The organism is Mycobacterium sp. 1245801.1 (assembly GCF_001673055.1).
GTDB classification, from domain to species: Bacteria; Actinomycetota; Actinomycetes; order Mycobacteriales; family Mycobacteriaceae; genus Mycobacterium; species Mycobacterium europaeum_A.
Genome location: NZ_LZKY01000339.1, coordinates 1 through 13,474 on the forward strand (window position 1 = coordinate 1; position 13,474 = coordinate 13,474).

Genomic DNA, 13,474 nt, shown 5'->3' on the forward strand with positions numbered 1-13,474 from the left:
GCTGCCGGTGGTGCGTTACGACAACATCGACGGCCAGGACGTCAACATCGTCGACCCGGCGGCGATCAAGGCGGAGGTGGCGGCGGCGATCGGGGCCGATACGACGTCGACCGCGCCGAGCACCACCGCCGTGAAGCCGGATCCGTCCACGGTCGTCGACGTGGTCAACGCCGGCAGCATGAGCGGTCTGGCCACCGAGGTATCCCGCGCGCTGAAAAAGAAGGGCTACACCCCGGGTCAGGTCCGCGACCGCGAATCCGGCGACCCGACCTCCACGACGGTCGAGTACGGCGCCGGCGCGCAAACCGATGCGCTCAACCTGGCCAACCTGCTCGGCGTGGACGCGCCGAAGCAGCCCAGCCCCAGGGTGCAGCCCGGACACATCCGCCTGACCGTGGACACCAATTTCACGATGCCCACCCCCGACGAGACGCAGATGGACGACACGACGAGCACCAGCTCGAGCACCACGTCGACCAAGGCCAAGAGCTACTACTACAACGGCACGACCACGACCTACCCGACGCCCGATCAGGGCAAGCCGATCGATGGCGGCGGCGTGCCCTGCGTCAACTAGCCATCACGCTGCGCGGTGATCGCAAGCGCGGCGGAGCCGGGCGCGGCGAGTCGCCGCCATCACGCGGCGCGGTGATCGCAAGCGCGGCGCAGCCGGGCGCGGCGGGTCGCCGCCATCACGCAGCGCGGTGATCGCAAGCGCGGCGGAGCCGGGCGCGGCGGGTCGCCGCCATCACGCATGCGTGCCGCCATCGATGCGGATCTCGGTGCCGGTGATGAACGCGCCGTCGTCGGACACCAGCATGGCGATCACCCCGGCGACGGCGGTGGGCTCGGCCATCCCGGTGCCGCTGGATTCGACGGAGGTGGGCAACACCGGCATCAGCCTCGAAAACAGCGACCAGTCAGCGTCTTTGGGGATATATCCGCCGGTGGCGTCGGTGATCCCGGACTTGATGCTGCCCGGCGCCACGCACACCGCGCGCAGGCCGTCGCGCGCGTATTCCAGCGCCAGCGAGTGGGTGAAGGCCTGGATGCCGCCCTTGCTCGCGGCGTAGGCGGCCATGTAGGGGTGGGCGAACGAGGCCGACGTGGAGCTGAAGTTGACGACCGCGCTGCGGGAGTGGGCCAGCAGGGACGGCAGCGCTTCGCGGACCACCAGGAAGGTCCCGGTCAGGTTCACGCCGATGATCCGATTCCACAGCTCGAGGCTGGTTTCGTGGGTGTGCGCGGCCCGCAGGATGCCCGCGGCGTTGACGAGCGAGTCGAGGCCACCCAGCTGCTCGACGGCCACGCGCACCCCGTCGATCACGGACTCCTCGCTGGCCACGTCCATCGGCAGGGTGGTCAGCCGGTCGGCGGTGCCGGCCTCGTCGGCCCGCGCCCGGGTGTTGTCCAGGCCGTCGGCGGCGACGTCGGAGGCCACGACGGCGGCGCCCTCGTCCAGCAAGCGCAGCGCGGTGGCCTGCCCGATGCCCGACGCGGCGCCGGTCACCAGGATCCTCTTGCCCTCAAGCCTTTTCATGCGATTCTCCCGGCTCAGACCACTCCGCGCAGCGCGTCCTGGCCGAACATCTGCACCATCATCGAGGAGTAGTCGGGGCCGCGGCGCAAGATGTGGCCGCCGTCGACGTTGATGCACTGGCCGGTGATCCAGGCGGCCGCGTCGCTGAGCAGGAACATCGCCAGGTTGGCGACGTCTTCGACCTCGCCCACCCGCGGCAGCGGCGTGCACAGCGCGTAGTCCGCGCTGATCTCCGGCGACTGAATCACGCTTGCGTCAACAAGATCGGTGCGGATCAGGCCGGGGCGGATGCTGTTGACCCGCACCCACGACTCTCCGAGTTCGTCGGCGGCCAGCATCATCATGTGGTCGATGGCCGACTTGGTGACCCCGTAGGGCCCGAACCAGCGGTGGGTGTTGCTGGCCGCGATCGAGGAGATCCCGATGAACGAGCCGCCGCCACCGCGCACCAATTCGCGCCCGACGTGCTTGAGCACGTACATGGTGCCGTTGATGTTGAGGTCGACGGTGTTTCGCCACGCCTCGGAGTCGGTGTGGGTGATCGGCCCGACGGTCAGCGAGCCACCGGCGCAGTGCACCGCCCCGTGCAGCCGGCCGTGCCACGCCGTGGCGGCGTCGACCGCGCGGGCCACCTCGTCCTCGTTGGTGACGTCGGTGGGCTCGTAGCGGATGGCGCCGCCGTCGACGGCCAGCGGCTCGATTTCCTCGACGGCGCCCGCCAGCCGGTCCGGGTTGCGGCCGACGATCATCACGGAGGCCCCGGCCGAAACCAGGCCTGCGGCCACGCCCTTGCCGATTCCGCTGCCGCCGCCGGTGATCAGATACGTCCGGTCTTGGAAAGATAGCTGCACGCGAGGCCCTCTCGAACTGGAACAGGTTCTAGCTATAGAAGCATGTCCCCTCGGGGTGAATATCGCTACCCCCGGTCTCGTTACGGCTCGGCGGCGCGACGCTACGGCGTATCGCGGCGGGCCACCTTCGTCGGCTTCGCGTCACGCCAATCCTCGACGTGCGGCGGTTGACCAACCGGCCACCGGTTCTCGTTGAACGCCGCCCAGTGGGCATGCCCCAACAGGTGCACGTGGAACGCGTGCCGCAGCGCCTCGGTGTAGCCCATCGCGTCGGAGGCGGCATTGACCGAATCCTTGATGAGCAACGACGCCATCGTGGGCCGCTCGGCGATGCGTCGCGCGAAAGCCAGTGTTTTTTCCTCTAATTCGTCGACCGGGAAGACCTTCGAGACCATGCCCAGCCGGTGTGCCTCGTCCGCGTCGATCGAATCACCGGTCAGCAGCAGCTCTTTGGCCTTGCGCGGGCCGAACTCCCAAGGGTGGGCGTAATATTCGACACCAGGCATACCCAGCCGGACAGCGACGACGTCGCTGAACTTCGCGTTGTCGGCCGCGACGATCAGATCGCACGCCCAGATCAGCATCAAACCGGCCGAGATCGCGTTGCCCTGAACCTGGGCGATGGTGATCTTTCGCAGATCCCGCCAGCGGCAAGTGTTTTCGAAGAAATAGTGCCACTCCTGGTGGTACAGCTTCTCCATGATCGGCTCGAGGGTGGCCCCGCGCGAGCGGAAGCTCGGGTGCTGCCCCGGCCCCGGCGCGCGCTCGGCCAGTGCCTGCTCGGAACCCAGGTCGTGGCCGGCGGAGAAGTTCCTGCCCCGGGCCGCCAGGATCACCACGCGAACCGTGTCGTCGGCCTCGGCGCGGCCGAACGCCTCGTCGAGCTGGACCAGCAGGCCGCGACTCTGCGCGTTGTGGGCATCGGGCCGGTTCAGCCAGATCCGGGCGATGCGGCCCTCATCGAGGGTTTCGTAGGCCACCAGCTCCGGGACGTTGGCGTCGGCCGCCCCGGCGTCGGCTTGCTCGGAGACTGTCATTGAGCCCACCTCGTTCGTCGTTGAATTGGCCTTGTTTACAGATTACGGCCAGTGTGTAACCGGGCCCGCGCTGGGGTGATGGGGTGGCGGGCGCCGCAGAGCATGGTTCTCATCGGGCGCTCTCGGGCCGCCGCGCCAGCGGCAGCAGCCGGTGGTCGCGGGTGAACACCAGCCGCACGATGCCCATCCCGACGACCACCGTGGTGGCCGCGACCGAGCCCAGGATCAAGAACATCACCACGGCCTGCACCAGCACCGCCTGCAACGGCGGCACCCCGGCCAGAATGAGGCCGGTCATGGCGCCCGGCAGGAACACCAGGCCGGTGGCTTTGGTGGTCTCGATCTGCGGAGATATCGCCGAGCGCAAGGCGATTCGCAGGTACGGCGACGCGGCCTGCCCGCAGGGCTGGCCCAGCGCCAGGCGGGCCTCGACCTCGTCGCGTTTGTCGCGCAACTCGTCGACGAGCCGCCGCGCCACCAGCACCATGGCGGTCATCGAGTTGCCGATCATCATCCCGGCGACCGGGACCAGGGTCCGCCCCTGCAACGGGAACACCCGCAGGCCGAAGATCACCCCCAGCGTCACCACCGCCGCGCCGGCGAACGCGGCCACGGCCAGCGGCGCGAACCGCGGCACCTCCGGCGCCCTACGGCGCGCGACATCCCCGGCGTACGCCACCATCCCGGCGACCCACGCCCACGACCACCACAGCGACCTGCCCGGCTCGAACAGCAGCGTGAGCGCACCGCCCACGAGCAGCAACTGCACCAGCGCGCGCACCGCGGCCCACAGCAGTTGCCGCTCCAGCCCCAACCGCCGCCACAGCGAGATCCCGGCCGCGAACGCCACCAGGATCAGCGACGTCGCCAGGCCCAGCCAGCCGACTTGGCCGTTCATCACGCCACCGAGCCGTCGCCCGGGCGGGAGGCGACCGGGCCCAGCCCCTGGCTGCGGCCGGACTCCAGGCGCAGGACCCGGTCGGCGGCCCTGGCCACCTGCACCGCGTTGTGGGTGACCCACAGGGCCGGGGTGCCGTCGGCGGCCAACTCACGCACCGCGCGCTCGATGACCTCGGCCGCCTCCGTGTCGACGGCGGAGGTCGGTTCGTCCAGCAGCAGCACCTGCGGTGCGGCCATCAAGGTGCGGGCCAGACACACGCGTTGCGCCTCCCCACCCGAGAGCCCGGCCACGTCGCGGTCCAGCCACGATCCGCTCAACGCGACCCGGGCCAGCGTCTCGCGCATCCGCGCATCGGGCGCGTCCGGATCGGCCGCGCGCAGGTTGTCGGCGACGGTGCCGGGAAACGGCGTCGGACGCTGGAAGCACATGCCCACCCGGCGCCGCAGCCACAGCGGGTCGAGCGCGGCGATGTTCGAGCCGTAGAACGACGCCCGCCCGCTCGTCGGCAGCTCCAGCCGGTTGCACAACCGCAGCAGCGTCGATTTGCCCGAGCCGGACGGGCCGAACACGGCCGTCACGCCGTGCGCCGGGATGGCGGCGGTCAGCCCGTCCAGGGCGCGCACGCCCTGGCGTTCGACGACGACGTCGAGGAACTCGAACATCACGTCGTTATCGGCGTCCTGATCGACCACCCGCTTATCCTGCATCACCGCGGCCGCCGTCCATCGCGTCTTCGCGAGCGGCGCGGCGAACACCTGCGAACCGGCCGTAAACGCCGTCAGAGCCCGTTAGCTGGTGAGACGGGCTGCGACCGGTCAGCGGCGTCGCCTACAGTTAAGTCATGCCTACTAAATCTGATCCTGGCGAAATCGGCGACGTGGAACCTGTGGCCGACAGCACCGCCAGCCAGGCCAGGCGGGTCGTCGCGGCGTACGCCACCGACGCCGACGAGTGCCGGGTGTTCCTGTCCATGCTGGGTATTGGGCCTTCGAAACTCGACGCATAAATGTCTCCCGGGGGTGGGCGAAGCGCAACGGCGGCCAAGTACGGCAACTCCGACTTCGTCGTAGTCGCCAACCGGTTGCCGGTGGACCAGGAGCGGCTTCCCGACGGCACCACGGCGTGGAAACGCAGCCCCGGAGGATTGGTCACCGCGCTCGAGCCGCTGCTGCGCCGCCGGCGTGGGGCGTGGGTCGGCTGGGCCGGGATCGTCGACGAGGACACCGACCACGATGACGAACCGATCGTCCAGGAAGATCTGGAGCTCCGGCCGGTCAGGCTGAGCGCGGCCGACGTCGCCGAATACTACGAGGGTTTCTCGAACGCCACGCTGTGGCCGCTGTATCACGACGTCATCGTCAAACCGATGTACCACCGCGAATGGTGGGAGCGCTACGTCGACGTCAATCGCCGCTTCGCCGAAGCCACCTCCCGTGCCGCGGCAAAAGGCGCGACGGTCTGGGTGCAGGACTACCAGCTGCAGCTGGTGCCGAAGATGCTGCGCGAACTGCGGCCCGACCTGATCATCGGTTTCTTCCTGCACATCCCCTTCCCGCCGGTCGAGCTGTTCATGCAGATGCCGTGGCGGACCGAGATTGTCGAGGGCCTGCTCGGCGCCGACCTGGTCGGGTTCCATCTGGCCGGCGGCGCGCAGAACTTCCTGTTCTTGGCCCGGCGGCTGATCGGGGCCAACACCTCGCGCGGGGCGGTGGGGGTCCGGTCGCGCTACGGCGAGGTGGAACTGGACTCCCGCGTCGTTCGGGTGGGCGCCTTCCCCATCTCCATCGACTCCACCGCGCTGGACCAGGCGGCCCGCCACCGCGACATCAAGCGCCGCGCCCGGGAGCTCCGGGCCGAGCTGGGCAACCCGCGCAAGGTGCTGCTGGGCGTCGACCGGCTCGACTACACCAAGGGCATCGACGTTCGCCTGAAAGCCTTTTCGGAGCTGCTCGCGGAGGGCCGCGCCAAGCGCGACGACACCGTGCTGGTCCAGCTGGCGACACCGAGCCGCGAACGGGTGGACAGCTACCAGCAGTTGCGCAACGACATCGAGCGTCAGGTCGGCCACATCAACGGCGAGTACGGCGAAGTCGGGCACCCCGTGGTGCACTACCTGCACCGGCCGGTCCCGCGCGACGAACTCATCGCGTTCTTCGTGGCCGCCGACGTCATGCTGGTCACCCCGCTGCGCGACGGGATGAACCTGGTCGCCAAGGAGTATGTCGCCTGCCGCAGCGATCTCGGCGGCGCGCTCGTGCTCTCCGAATTCACCGGTGCCGCCGCCGAATTGCGCCAGGCGTATCTGGTCAATCCGCACGACCTCGAGGGCGTGAAGGATTCGATCGAGGCCGCGCTCCACCAATCCGACGAAGAGGGACGCCGCCGGATGCGGTCACTGCGCCGCCAGGTGCTGGCTCATGACGTCGACCGGTGGGCGCGGTCGTTCCTCGATGCGCTCGCCGAATCCCGGCCCGGCGGCGCCGATTAGGGCGCATCCGCAAGACCCCATGGTGTTGCCGCCCGAACGCTGTGATACTCAGGTGCGAGGGTCGCACGCGAAGGAGGGGCATCACATGAAGCTCCGTCACGGAATGGCGGCCGGTGCCGGTATCTTCACGGCGGTCGCGGTGGGAATCGCGCTGCAGTCCGGTGAACCGGCCAAGGCGCTCGGACCACCGGCGGACGGCAACTATTCGTTCAACGAGGCTGGCGTGTCCGGGGTTACATGGACTGTCACGGCGATATGCGATCAGCCGTCCGGCACCCGCAACATGAACGACTACTCCGATCCGATCGTGTTCGCGATGCAGTGCGCGCTCAACGTCGTGAGCTTTACCGATGAGAAGATCAGCGCGGCGGACAAGCTGCAGAACTTCAGCGGCCGCGCCCGAATGTCGAGCATGTTGTGGACTTTCCAAGTCACCAAGGACAACGGCGTGTCCTGCCCCGGCGGCGGCACCGCGCCGTCCACCGAAACCTTCGCCTTCAGCGACGAAACGATGAGCGGCACCCACACCACCATGCACGGACCCGTGTGCGGCATGGAGCCGGAGATGAAGAAGCAACCGTTCTCGCTGTCGCTGATCGGACCGCCGCCCAGCCCGGTGCAGCGTTACCCGTTGTACTGCAACGGCATTGCGATGTGCTACTGACGTTGACCGGTTGCCGGCAGGGCTAGATCGGCGTGATGTAGGCGATCAGCCACTGCTTGCCGACCTTTTTGAAGTCCACCCGCAGCCGGCTGCCGTCATACAGCGGCTGGCGTGACTTGTCGGTCACGGTGCGGTTCATGAAGACCATCACCGATGCCGATTCCCGTTTGGCCGACATCACCCCCACGCCAACGACATTGGCCTGCACCACCACTTCGCGCTTCTTGGCCTCGGGGATGATCTGGTTGTTGGCGCTCTTCTGGAACTCCGCGCGATAGTCCGGGGTCAGCAGCGGATACGCCGCCGACAGGCTCCGTTCGACCGTCTGGTAGTCGTAGGCGAAGACCTCCGGAATCTCCTTGGCCGCCAGGCCGGGCAACACCGCCCGCGCCGCCTGCTCGCCGCGCGTCTGCACCCTGTCCCAGTACATCCAGCCGGCCACCGCGGACAACCCGACGAACGCCGCGGCCAGGAGGTAACCCGCGACGACCAGCAGCCAACGCCGCCATCGCATCAATTGCCTCCGTCGGGATACTTCAGGTCGTAGCCGCTCATCTTGCCGGCGTCGTCTTCGTGGACGATGACACGCAGGCGGTAGGGCATGGACGGCTTGTTGACGCCGTCGATGTCGGCGACCGTGACGCGCACCGACACCAGCACCGACGCGTTATTGGTAACGGCGTCAACGCCTTCCAGTGCGGCCCCGTTGACGACGGCTTCCGATGTCGCATTGGTGGAGCGGAAGAGCGCCTTGAGGTTTTCGGCGTTGTTGTTGGCGCCGAGCATGCCGCGCAGCGGGCCGCTGGTGCCGTTGATGAACCGGTTCACGCTTTCGTCGATGTTGTCCTGCTTGTAGCTGAACATGTTGACCACCGTCTGCGTGGCGGTGTCGACGAAACGCTGATCGCGCGCCTGCGCCGTGGTGGCGTGGCGCTGCGAAACGAGCAGCGCCGCCACACAACCGGCCAGCACACCGACCGCCAGCAGTGCGGCCGCGAACGAGATCCACGCCACCAGGGCACGGTGCGGCTGCCGGCGCGGTGGCGGCTTGATGGACTTGAGGGCCTTGACGGGTTTGGGCGTCGGCTTCGCCGCGGGCGCAACGTCGGTGTGGACCGTGACGTCCTGGGCCGAATCACCCTTGGCCGGACCCGCCGCGCGGGAGGCCCGACGGCGCACCCGTGGTTTGTTCGTTTGTTCGTCTGCCACGGCAGTGTCCATTACATCGGCCTTGGATCAAGCATGAGGTCCACCCAGTTCTCGGCGCCGGAGGTACCGGTGGCGCCGGCCGCGAAGATACCAGTGCCACCGGCCGGATCGACAAACGCGCCGGTCTTCTCGTCGTAGGTCGCGTATGCCGGCGGCCCGCTGGCCTGGGGTTGCCCACCGGGCGGCGGCCCCCACGGCTTCTCCGGTCCCGGGCCCGCCGGCGGCGGGCTGATGCCCTCCGGCGCGGGCGGCGGGGGCAGCCACTTCGGGTACGGAAGCTGCGGCGGCACCGGCGGCACCCCGGGCGGCTGCCAGGACGTGAACGGCGGTGGCGGCCCGTTGTCGTTGGGCGGCGGCGGAGCGAAGGCCGGCTGCTTGTTGGGCAACGGACCCGGGCCGGGCACCACACCCGGCGGCGGCGGCCCGACGAGGGGTGTTCCCGGATCGGGCTCAGCGCCCGGCGGGATGTACGGGAACTTGTTGGGCGGCAACACGTTCAGCCCGTTGGTCACCGGGGTGTCGTAGGGCACCGGCGGACCGCGCCACGGGTTGCGGCCGATCGGCACGTAGCCCTTCGGGTCGCGACAGAGCTGGATGGTCGGTGCGCGTTTGCCGGGGAATTCCTGGCACGGGTAGTTGCGGGCGCCACGCACGGTGCTGGGATCGTTTTGCGCGGTCTTGCAGTACATGTCCTTCGGCAGCTCGCGCACCGTCTCGTCGGCCGGGGTGCGCATCAACGGCGGCGGCAGGAAGCCGACAGCGCATGGCGGCGGGTCGTTGAGGTCGAGCTTGAAGTCCAGCTTTCCACCCTCGTCGATGGGGGGACCACCCGCCATCGTGATGATCGCGGCGAACAGCGCCGGCAGGACCACCAGCAGCTGCTCGATCGACTTGTGGTAGATCACGCCCACCCGGCCCAGGTTGGCCAGGCTGGCGGCCAGCGCCGGGAAAGAGGGACGGATGCCGGAGAACGCGGTGCTCGCCTCGTCGGTGGCGCCGGGGGCGGTCGCCAGCGTGTCGCGCAACTGCGGGTCGGCCTGACGCACCTCGGAGGTGAACCGCGCCAGCCCGTCGGACAGCGACTTGATGTCCGCGCCGGCGCGGATCTGCGCCTGCAGGAACGGGCCGGCCTGGTCGATCAACTGCGAGACTTGCGGATAGTTTGCGTTGGCCTCGTCCACCAGCAGCCTGGCGGACTCGAACAGCCGGGCCATCTCGGGACCCGATCCGTTGGCGGCGACGAACGTCTCGTGCAGCAGCTCACGCAACCGGGTATCGCCCAGGCTGTTGACCAAGGTCTCGGAGCGCTTCAGCAGGTCGGCGACGTCCTGGCCGATCCGGGTGTTCTTGCGCTCGATGCGAGAACCGTTGACCAGCTTGCTCAATGCCGGTGAACTGGGCGGCACCAGGTCGATGTACTGCTCGCCCACGGCGGACACACTTTTGACGGTCGCGGTGACGTTCGACGGGATGGCGGTCCCGCTGTTCAGCCGCATGTCGGCGATGACGCCGTTGGGGCTCAGCCCCACCGACTCGACCCGGCCGACGGCCACGCCGCGGTAGGTGACGTTGGCGTTCTTGTACAGGCCGCCCCCGGCAACGAAATCGGCGCTCACTCCGTAGGTTCCGATGCCGAACGTCGCGGGCAACCGCAGGTAGAAGATCGCCATCACGGTCAAGGTGATGACGGTGATCACCGCGAAAATCACCAGCTGGATCTTGGTCAGTCTGTCGTGCATCTGCGCCCGCCCCCTAGTGTCCCGAAGCCGTGCCGGGCGGAATCTTGAACGGGTCGGCGGCCTGTCCGGACAGGTTGGCCAGTTCGCCGGTCAAGAAGTCGGGCGGATTGAGGATCTCGTTCATGTGGGCCATGTTCGGGTCGAAATACGCCGTGGTGAAGAACGTTTCGCCCAGCCGGCGCAGGGTGAGGTCGAAGGTGGTGAACACGTTGAGGTAGTCACCGCGCACGGCCTGCTTGATGCCGTAGTTGGGGAACGGGAACGTCAGCAGGATCTGCAGCGAGGTGACCAGGTTTTTCCGGTTGTCGTTGAGCGCCTTGACGACCGAGTACAGGTCCTTCATGTCGGCGGCGAAGTCCACCTTGGTCTTAGCCAGGATGTGGGAGGTGACGTTCGCCAGTTTGTGCAGCGCGCTAAACGCCTCGACGATGTGATCGCGGTTCTTGTTGAGCACGCGAATGGCCTCGGGCAGCGTGTCGAGCGCCCGGCCCAGGTTGTCCTTATCGTGCGCCAGGTTGGCCGAGAATCGGTTCAACCCGTCGACCGCTTCGATGATGTCGTTGACCTGGCGGTTGAGCCCCGAGGTCAGTTCCGCGAGCCTGGGGACCAGGTCGACGAACTGGTCCTGCCGGCCGGCGACGGCCCGGTAGGTCTCGTCGGTGATCTCTTCCAGCGCACCGACGTTGCCCTTGTTCACCACCACGCCCAGCGCCGAGAGCACCTCTTCGGTGGTGGGATAGCGGCCGGTGTTGGCCTCCGCGATCTTCGACCCGTCCTTGAGCTTGCCAACGGCCGGCTTGTCCTTGGGACGCGCCAAGTCGATGTGCATCGAACCGAGCAGCGACGTCTGGGCGACCGTCGCGGTCGAGTTTGCGGGCAGCACCACGTTTTTGTCCAGCGCCAATTTGACTGCGGCATAGAACGATCCGTCGGCCCGCTGTTCGGCCGCGATGCCGGCGACGCTGCCGACGGTGACGTCGTCCACCATGACCGGAGAGTTCTGCGGCAGGGTCGCCACGTCGGGCAGCTCGACGGTGATCGAATAGGCGCCGCTGCCGTGGCCGGCGGTGCCCGGCATCGCCAGCGAGTTCAGCCCGCTGAATTGGCAGCCGGCCAGCAGCACGCTGCCCGTCGCCAATCCGCCTGCGCGCAACCACATCCGGTTCATCCGCCACCACCCAAGCCGGCCGCCGGACCGTTGGGCGCCTGGCCCGGAGGCGGGCCCGGCAGCGGACCGAAGGCGCTTCCGGCGGCGGGGCCAGGAGCTGGAGCGGCACCGGGCGGCGCCGGCTGGCCCGGCGCGGGAGCGGCCTGCGGGGCCGTCGGGACCAGCAGGGCCTGCAGGTCCGCCGGGTTCTGGGCGTCCGGCGGCGTCTGGGTGCCCTTGGCCGGAATCCAGGTCAGCTGCGGCACCGGCGTCGCCGACTTGGCCTGGGTTTCGGGGGTGTCGTAGATGATCTGGCCCTTGTACGCCGTAATCGTGTTGAGCGGGTGGAACATCAGCGGCGGGTAGTTCACGGTGAGCCGGCGCAGCACCGGACCGAGCCGCTCACGGCAGAGCTCGGCGCGCTTGAAGTAGTCGGGCGCCCTGGGCCCGGCGGCGGTCTCGAAGGAGCCACCGCAGATGAACTGCACGGGGTTGGCGAATTCCGGTATCGACAGCAGGCCGTTGAGGGTGCCCTGCGCGGGGTCGTAGATGTTGTAGAAGTTGGCGATACCCGGGCCCGCCACGTGCAACACCTGCTCGATGTTGTCACTCTGGTCGCTCAACGTCTTCGCGAAATCGTTGAGGTTGTTGACCGTATCGACGATCGTGGAGTTGTTCTCGTGCAGGAAGCCCCGGATGTCCGACAGCGCCTTGTTCAAAGTGCCCAGGGTGGTGTCGAGGTGGCGCGAGCTGTCGGCGAGCACCTGAGACACCGAGGCGACGTTGCCGGCGAACTGAACGATCTGCTCGTTACTGGACGAGAGCGCGTTGACGAGCACCTGCAGGTTTTTCACCGTGCCGAAGATGTCGCCGCGCGAATCCCCAAGGCGCCCAGCGGCTTGCGAGAGCTCGCGCAGGGCGTTGTGGAACGACTGGCCCTTGCCGTCGAAGGTGTCCGCGGCCTGGTTGATCGCCGAGCCCAACGGTCCTTGCAGGGATCCGGCCGTCGGACCGAGCTGGACGGCCAGCTGGGTCAGCGACTCCTTGACCTCGTCCCATTCCACCGGGACGGCGGTGCGGCCCAGGCCGATGCTGGCGCCATCGGCCATCTCGGCCCCGCCGGTGTACGCCGGCGTCAACTGAATGAACCTGGCGGCCACCAGGTTTGGCGACATGATGATCGCCTTGGCGTCCTTGGGGACCTTCACGTCCTTGGAGACGGCCATGGTGATCTTGACGTCGGAGGGCCGCGGCTCGATCGTGTCGATGGTCCCGACCGGGACACCGAGGATGCGCACCTGATCGCCGGGATACAGGCCGACGGCAGAGGTGAAGTAGCCGATGATCTTACGGTTCTTCTCCTGCGACGACAGCACATACACGCCACCCACCAGCACCGCGACCAGCGCGATGATGGTGGCGTAGCGCAGCCCCCGGCTACGGATGATCCGCTGCATCACGGCGCTTTCGGCCTGATCGTCCAGCGTTCCTGAATCAGGCCGCGCAGGTAGTCGGCGAGGCTGGCAGGCATCTTGCCGGGCTGGTAGAAGAAGTCGAACATGGTGGCGAGCAGTGGCGCCGGGATCACGCCGTAGACGTTGACGTTGAATCCGGGACCCGAACCGACGACCTCACCCAGCTCGGTGGCGTAAGTCGGCAACCGCTTGAGCGCCTCGGTGATGTAGTCGCGGCGCTCGTTGAGGTTGGACAGCACGTCGTTGAGCTTGCCCAGCGCGGGACCGAACTCCTTGCGGTTGTCGGCGACGAAACCGGAAATCTGCGTCGAGAGGTCCTGGATCCCCGAGATCAGCTGGGCGAGGGAGTCACGGCGTTCGTCGAGGGCGGCGAACAACTCGTTGCCGTCGTCGACCAGCTTGTTGACCTGCTCGGCGCGCTGG

General features: G+C 68.1%; 14 protein-coding genes and 1 pseudogene. 4 read left to right on the forward strand and 11 right to left on the reverse strand.

The genetic code is table 11. The features are described 5' to 3' along the window. A partial coding sequence (locus tag A5622_RS21135) for a LytR C-terminal domain-containing protein (protein WP_197508067.1) occupies window positions 1-577 on the forward strand: 577 nt, incomplete at its 5' end. 171 nt (window positions 578-748) lie between these two features. Here A5622_RS21135 and A5622_RS21140 read toward each other — a convergent pair. The 5 genes from A5622_RS21140 to A5622_RS21160 all read right to left on the reverse strand — a co-directional run bounded on the left by A5622_RS21140 (window position 749) and on the right by A5622_RS21160 (window position 5,036). Further along, a complete protein-coding gene (locus A5622_RS21140) occupies window positions 749-1,540 on the reverse strand; it encodes an SDR family NAD(P)-dependent oxidoreductase (RefSeq protein ID WP_066881017.1) in 792 nt (263 codons plus the stop codon). A 14-nt stretch (window positions 1,541-1,554) separates the two neighbouring features. Continuing rightward, window positions 1,555-2,391 carry an SDR family oxidoreductase gene (locus tag A5622_RS21145; protein ID WP_066881019.1) on the reverse strand — a complete coding sequence of 279 codons (837 nt, stop codon included), beginning with the start codon at window positions 2,389-2,391 and terminating at the stop codon, window positions 1,555-1,557. A gap of 101 nt (window positions 2,392-2,492) precedes the next feature. Then, window positions 2,493-3,428, reverse strand: coding sequence for an enoyl-CoA hydratase (locus A5622_RS21150; RefSeq protein ID WP_066866215.1), 936 nt, complete (start codon window positions 3,426-3,428; stop codon window positions 2,493-2,495). A 109-nt stretch (window positions 3,429-3,537) separates the two neighbouring features. After that, complete coding sequence (gene fetB / locus A5622_RS21155) at window positions 3,538-4,326, reverse strand: iron export ABC transporter permease subunit FetB (RefSeq protein WP_066881020.1); 789 nt, start codon at window positions 4,324-4,326, stop codon at window positions 3,538-3,540. Beyond that, window positions 4,326-5,036 (reverse strand): phosphate ABC transporter ATP-binding protein, encoded by a 711-nt coding sequence (locus tag A5622_RS21160; protein WP_066881028.1) that lies wholly within the window; start codon window positions 5,034-5,036, stop codon window positions 4,326-4,328. Before A5622_RS21160 ends, fetB begins: the two co-directional genes overlap by 1 nt. A gap of 134 nt (window positions 5,037-5,170) precedes the next feature. Here A5622_RS21160 and A5622_RS29335 point away from each other — a divergent pair, with 134 nt between their 5' ends. From A5622_RS29335 to A5622_RS21170, 3 genes are all read left to right on the forward strand, one after another. Then, window positions 5,171-5,335, forward strand: a complete 165-nt coding sequence (locus A5622_RS29335) for a hypothetical protein (protein WP_112632220.1) — start codon at window positions 5,171-5,173, stop codon at window positions 5,333-5,335. After that, complete coding sequence (locus A5622_RS21165; protein ID WP_066866219.1) at window positions 5,336-6,817, forward strand: trehalose-6-phosphate synthase; 1,482 nt, start codon at window positions 5,336-5,338, stop codon at window positions 6,815-6,817. Window positions 6,818-6,902: 85 nt separating this feature from the next. After that, window positions 6,903-7,481, forward strand: a complete 579-nt coding sequence (locus A5622_RS21170; RefSeq protein ID WP_066866221.1) for a hypothetical protein — start codon at window positions 6,903-6,905, stop codon at window positions 7,479-7,481. 22 nt (window positions 7,482-7,503) lie between these two features. On the opposite strand, the gene A5622_RS21175 is transcribed toward A5622_RS21170, so the two are convergent. From A5622_RS21175 to A5622_RS21200, 6 genes and pseudogenes are all read right to left on the reverse strand, one after another. Further along, window positions 7,504-7,995 carry a mammalian cell entry protein gene (locus tag A5622_RS21175; protein WP_066881022.1) on the reverse strand — a complete coding sequence of 164 codons (492 nt, stop codon included), beginning with the start codon at window positions 7,993-7,995 and terminating at the stop codon, window positions 7,504-7,506. Further along, entirely contained in the window at window positions 7,995-8,702 is a 708-nt protein-coding gene (locus tag A5622_RS21180; RefSeq protein WP_066866224.1) for a mammalian cell entry protein, read from the reverse strand. Before A5622_RS21180 ends, A5622_RS21175 begins: the two co-directional genes overlap by 1 nt. Continuing rightward, window positions 8,702-10,429, reverse strand: a complete 1,728-nt coding sequence (locus tag A5622_RS21185; protein ID WP_066881024.1) for a virulence factor Mce family protein — start codon at window positions 10,427-10,429, stop codon at window positions 8,702-8,704. The genes A5622_RS21180 and A5622_RS21185 overlap by 1 nt, the downstream gene beginning before the upstream one ends. A 13-nt stretch (window positions 10,430-10,442) precedes the next feature. After that, entirely contained in the window at window positions 10,443-11,597 is a 1,155-nt protein-coding gene (locus A5622_RS21190; RefSeq protein WP_066881026.1) for a virulence factor Mce family protein, read from the reverse strand. After that, complete coding sequence (locus A5622_RS21195) at window positions 11,594-13,033, reverse strand: virulence factor Mce family protein (protein WP_156748981.1); 1,440 nt, start codon at window positions 13,031-13,033, stop codon at window positions 11,594-11,596. Before A5622_RS21195 ends, A5622_RS21190 begins: the two co-directional genes overlap by 4 nt. After that, window positions 13,033-13,474: pseudogene (locus tag A5622_RS21200) on the reverse strand (mammalian cell entry protein); the annotation flags it as partial. The pseudogene A5622_RS21200 and the gene A5622_RS21195, both read right to left, overlap by 1 nt.

Excerpts from the sequence above, each read along its gene's own strand:
- A5622_RS21180 (WP_066866224.1), bottom strand. The coding sequence starts at position 8,702 with ATGGACACTGCCGTGGCAGACGAACAAACGAACAAACCACGGGTGCGC.
- A5622_RS21150 (WP_066866215.1), bottom strand. The coding sequence starts at position 3,428 with ATGACAGTCTCCGAGCAAGCCGACGCCGGGGCGGCCGACGCCAACGTC.
- fetB (WP_066881020.1), bottom strand. The coding sequence starts at position 4,326 with ATGAACGGCCAAGTCGGCTGGCTGGGCCTGGCGACGTCGCTGATCCTG.
- A5622_RS21190 (WP_066881026.1), bottom strand. The coding sequence starts at position 11,597 with ATGAACCGGATGTGGTTGCGCGCAGGCGGATTGGCGACGGGCAGCGTG.
- A5622_RS21140 (WP_066881017.1), bottom strand. The coding sequence starts at position 1,540 with ATGAAAAGGCTTGAGGGCAAGAGGATCCTGGTGACCGGCGCCGCGTCG.
- A5622_RS21170 (WP_066866221.1), top strand. The coding sequence starts at position 6,903 with ATGAAGCTCCGTCACGGAATGGCGGCCGGTGCCGGTATCTTCACGGCG.
- A5622_RS21160 (WP_066881028.1), bottom strand. The coding sequence starts at position 5,036 with ATGCAGGATAAGCGGGTGGTCGATCAGGACGCCGATAACGACGTGATG.
- A5622_RS21165 (WP_066866219.1), top strand. The coding sequence starts at position 5,336 with ATGTCTCCCGGGGGTGGGCGAAGCGCAACGGCGGCCAAGTACGGCAAC.
- A5622_RS29335 (WP_112632220.1), top strand. The coding sequence starts at position 5,171 with ATGCCTACTAAATCTGATCCTGGCGAAATCGGCGACGTGGAACCTGTG.
- A5622_RS21185 (WP_066881024.1), bottom strand. The coding sequence starts at position 10,429 with ATGCACGACAGACTGACCAAGATCCAGCTGGTGATTTTCGCGGTGATC.
- A5622_RS21175 (WP_066881022.1), bottom strand. The coding sequence starts at position 7,995 with ATGCGATGGCGGCGTTGGCTGCTGGTCGTCGCGGGTTACCTCCTGGCC.
- A5622_RS21195 (WP_156748981.1), bottom strand. The coding sequence starts at position 13,033 with ATGCAGCGGATCATCCGTAGCCGGGGGCTGCGCTACGCCACCATCATC.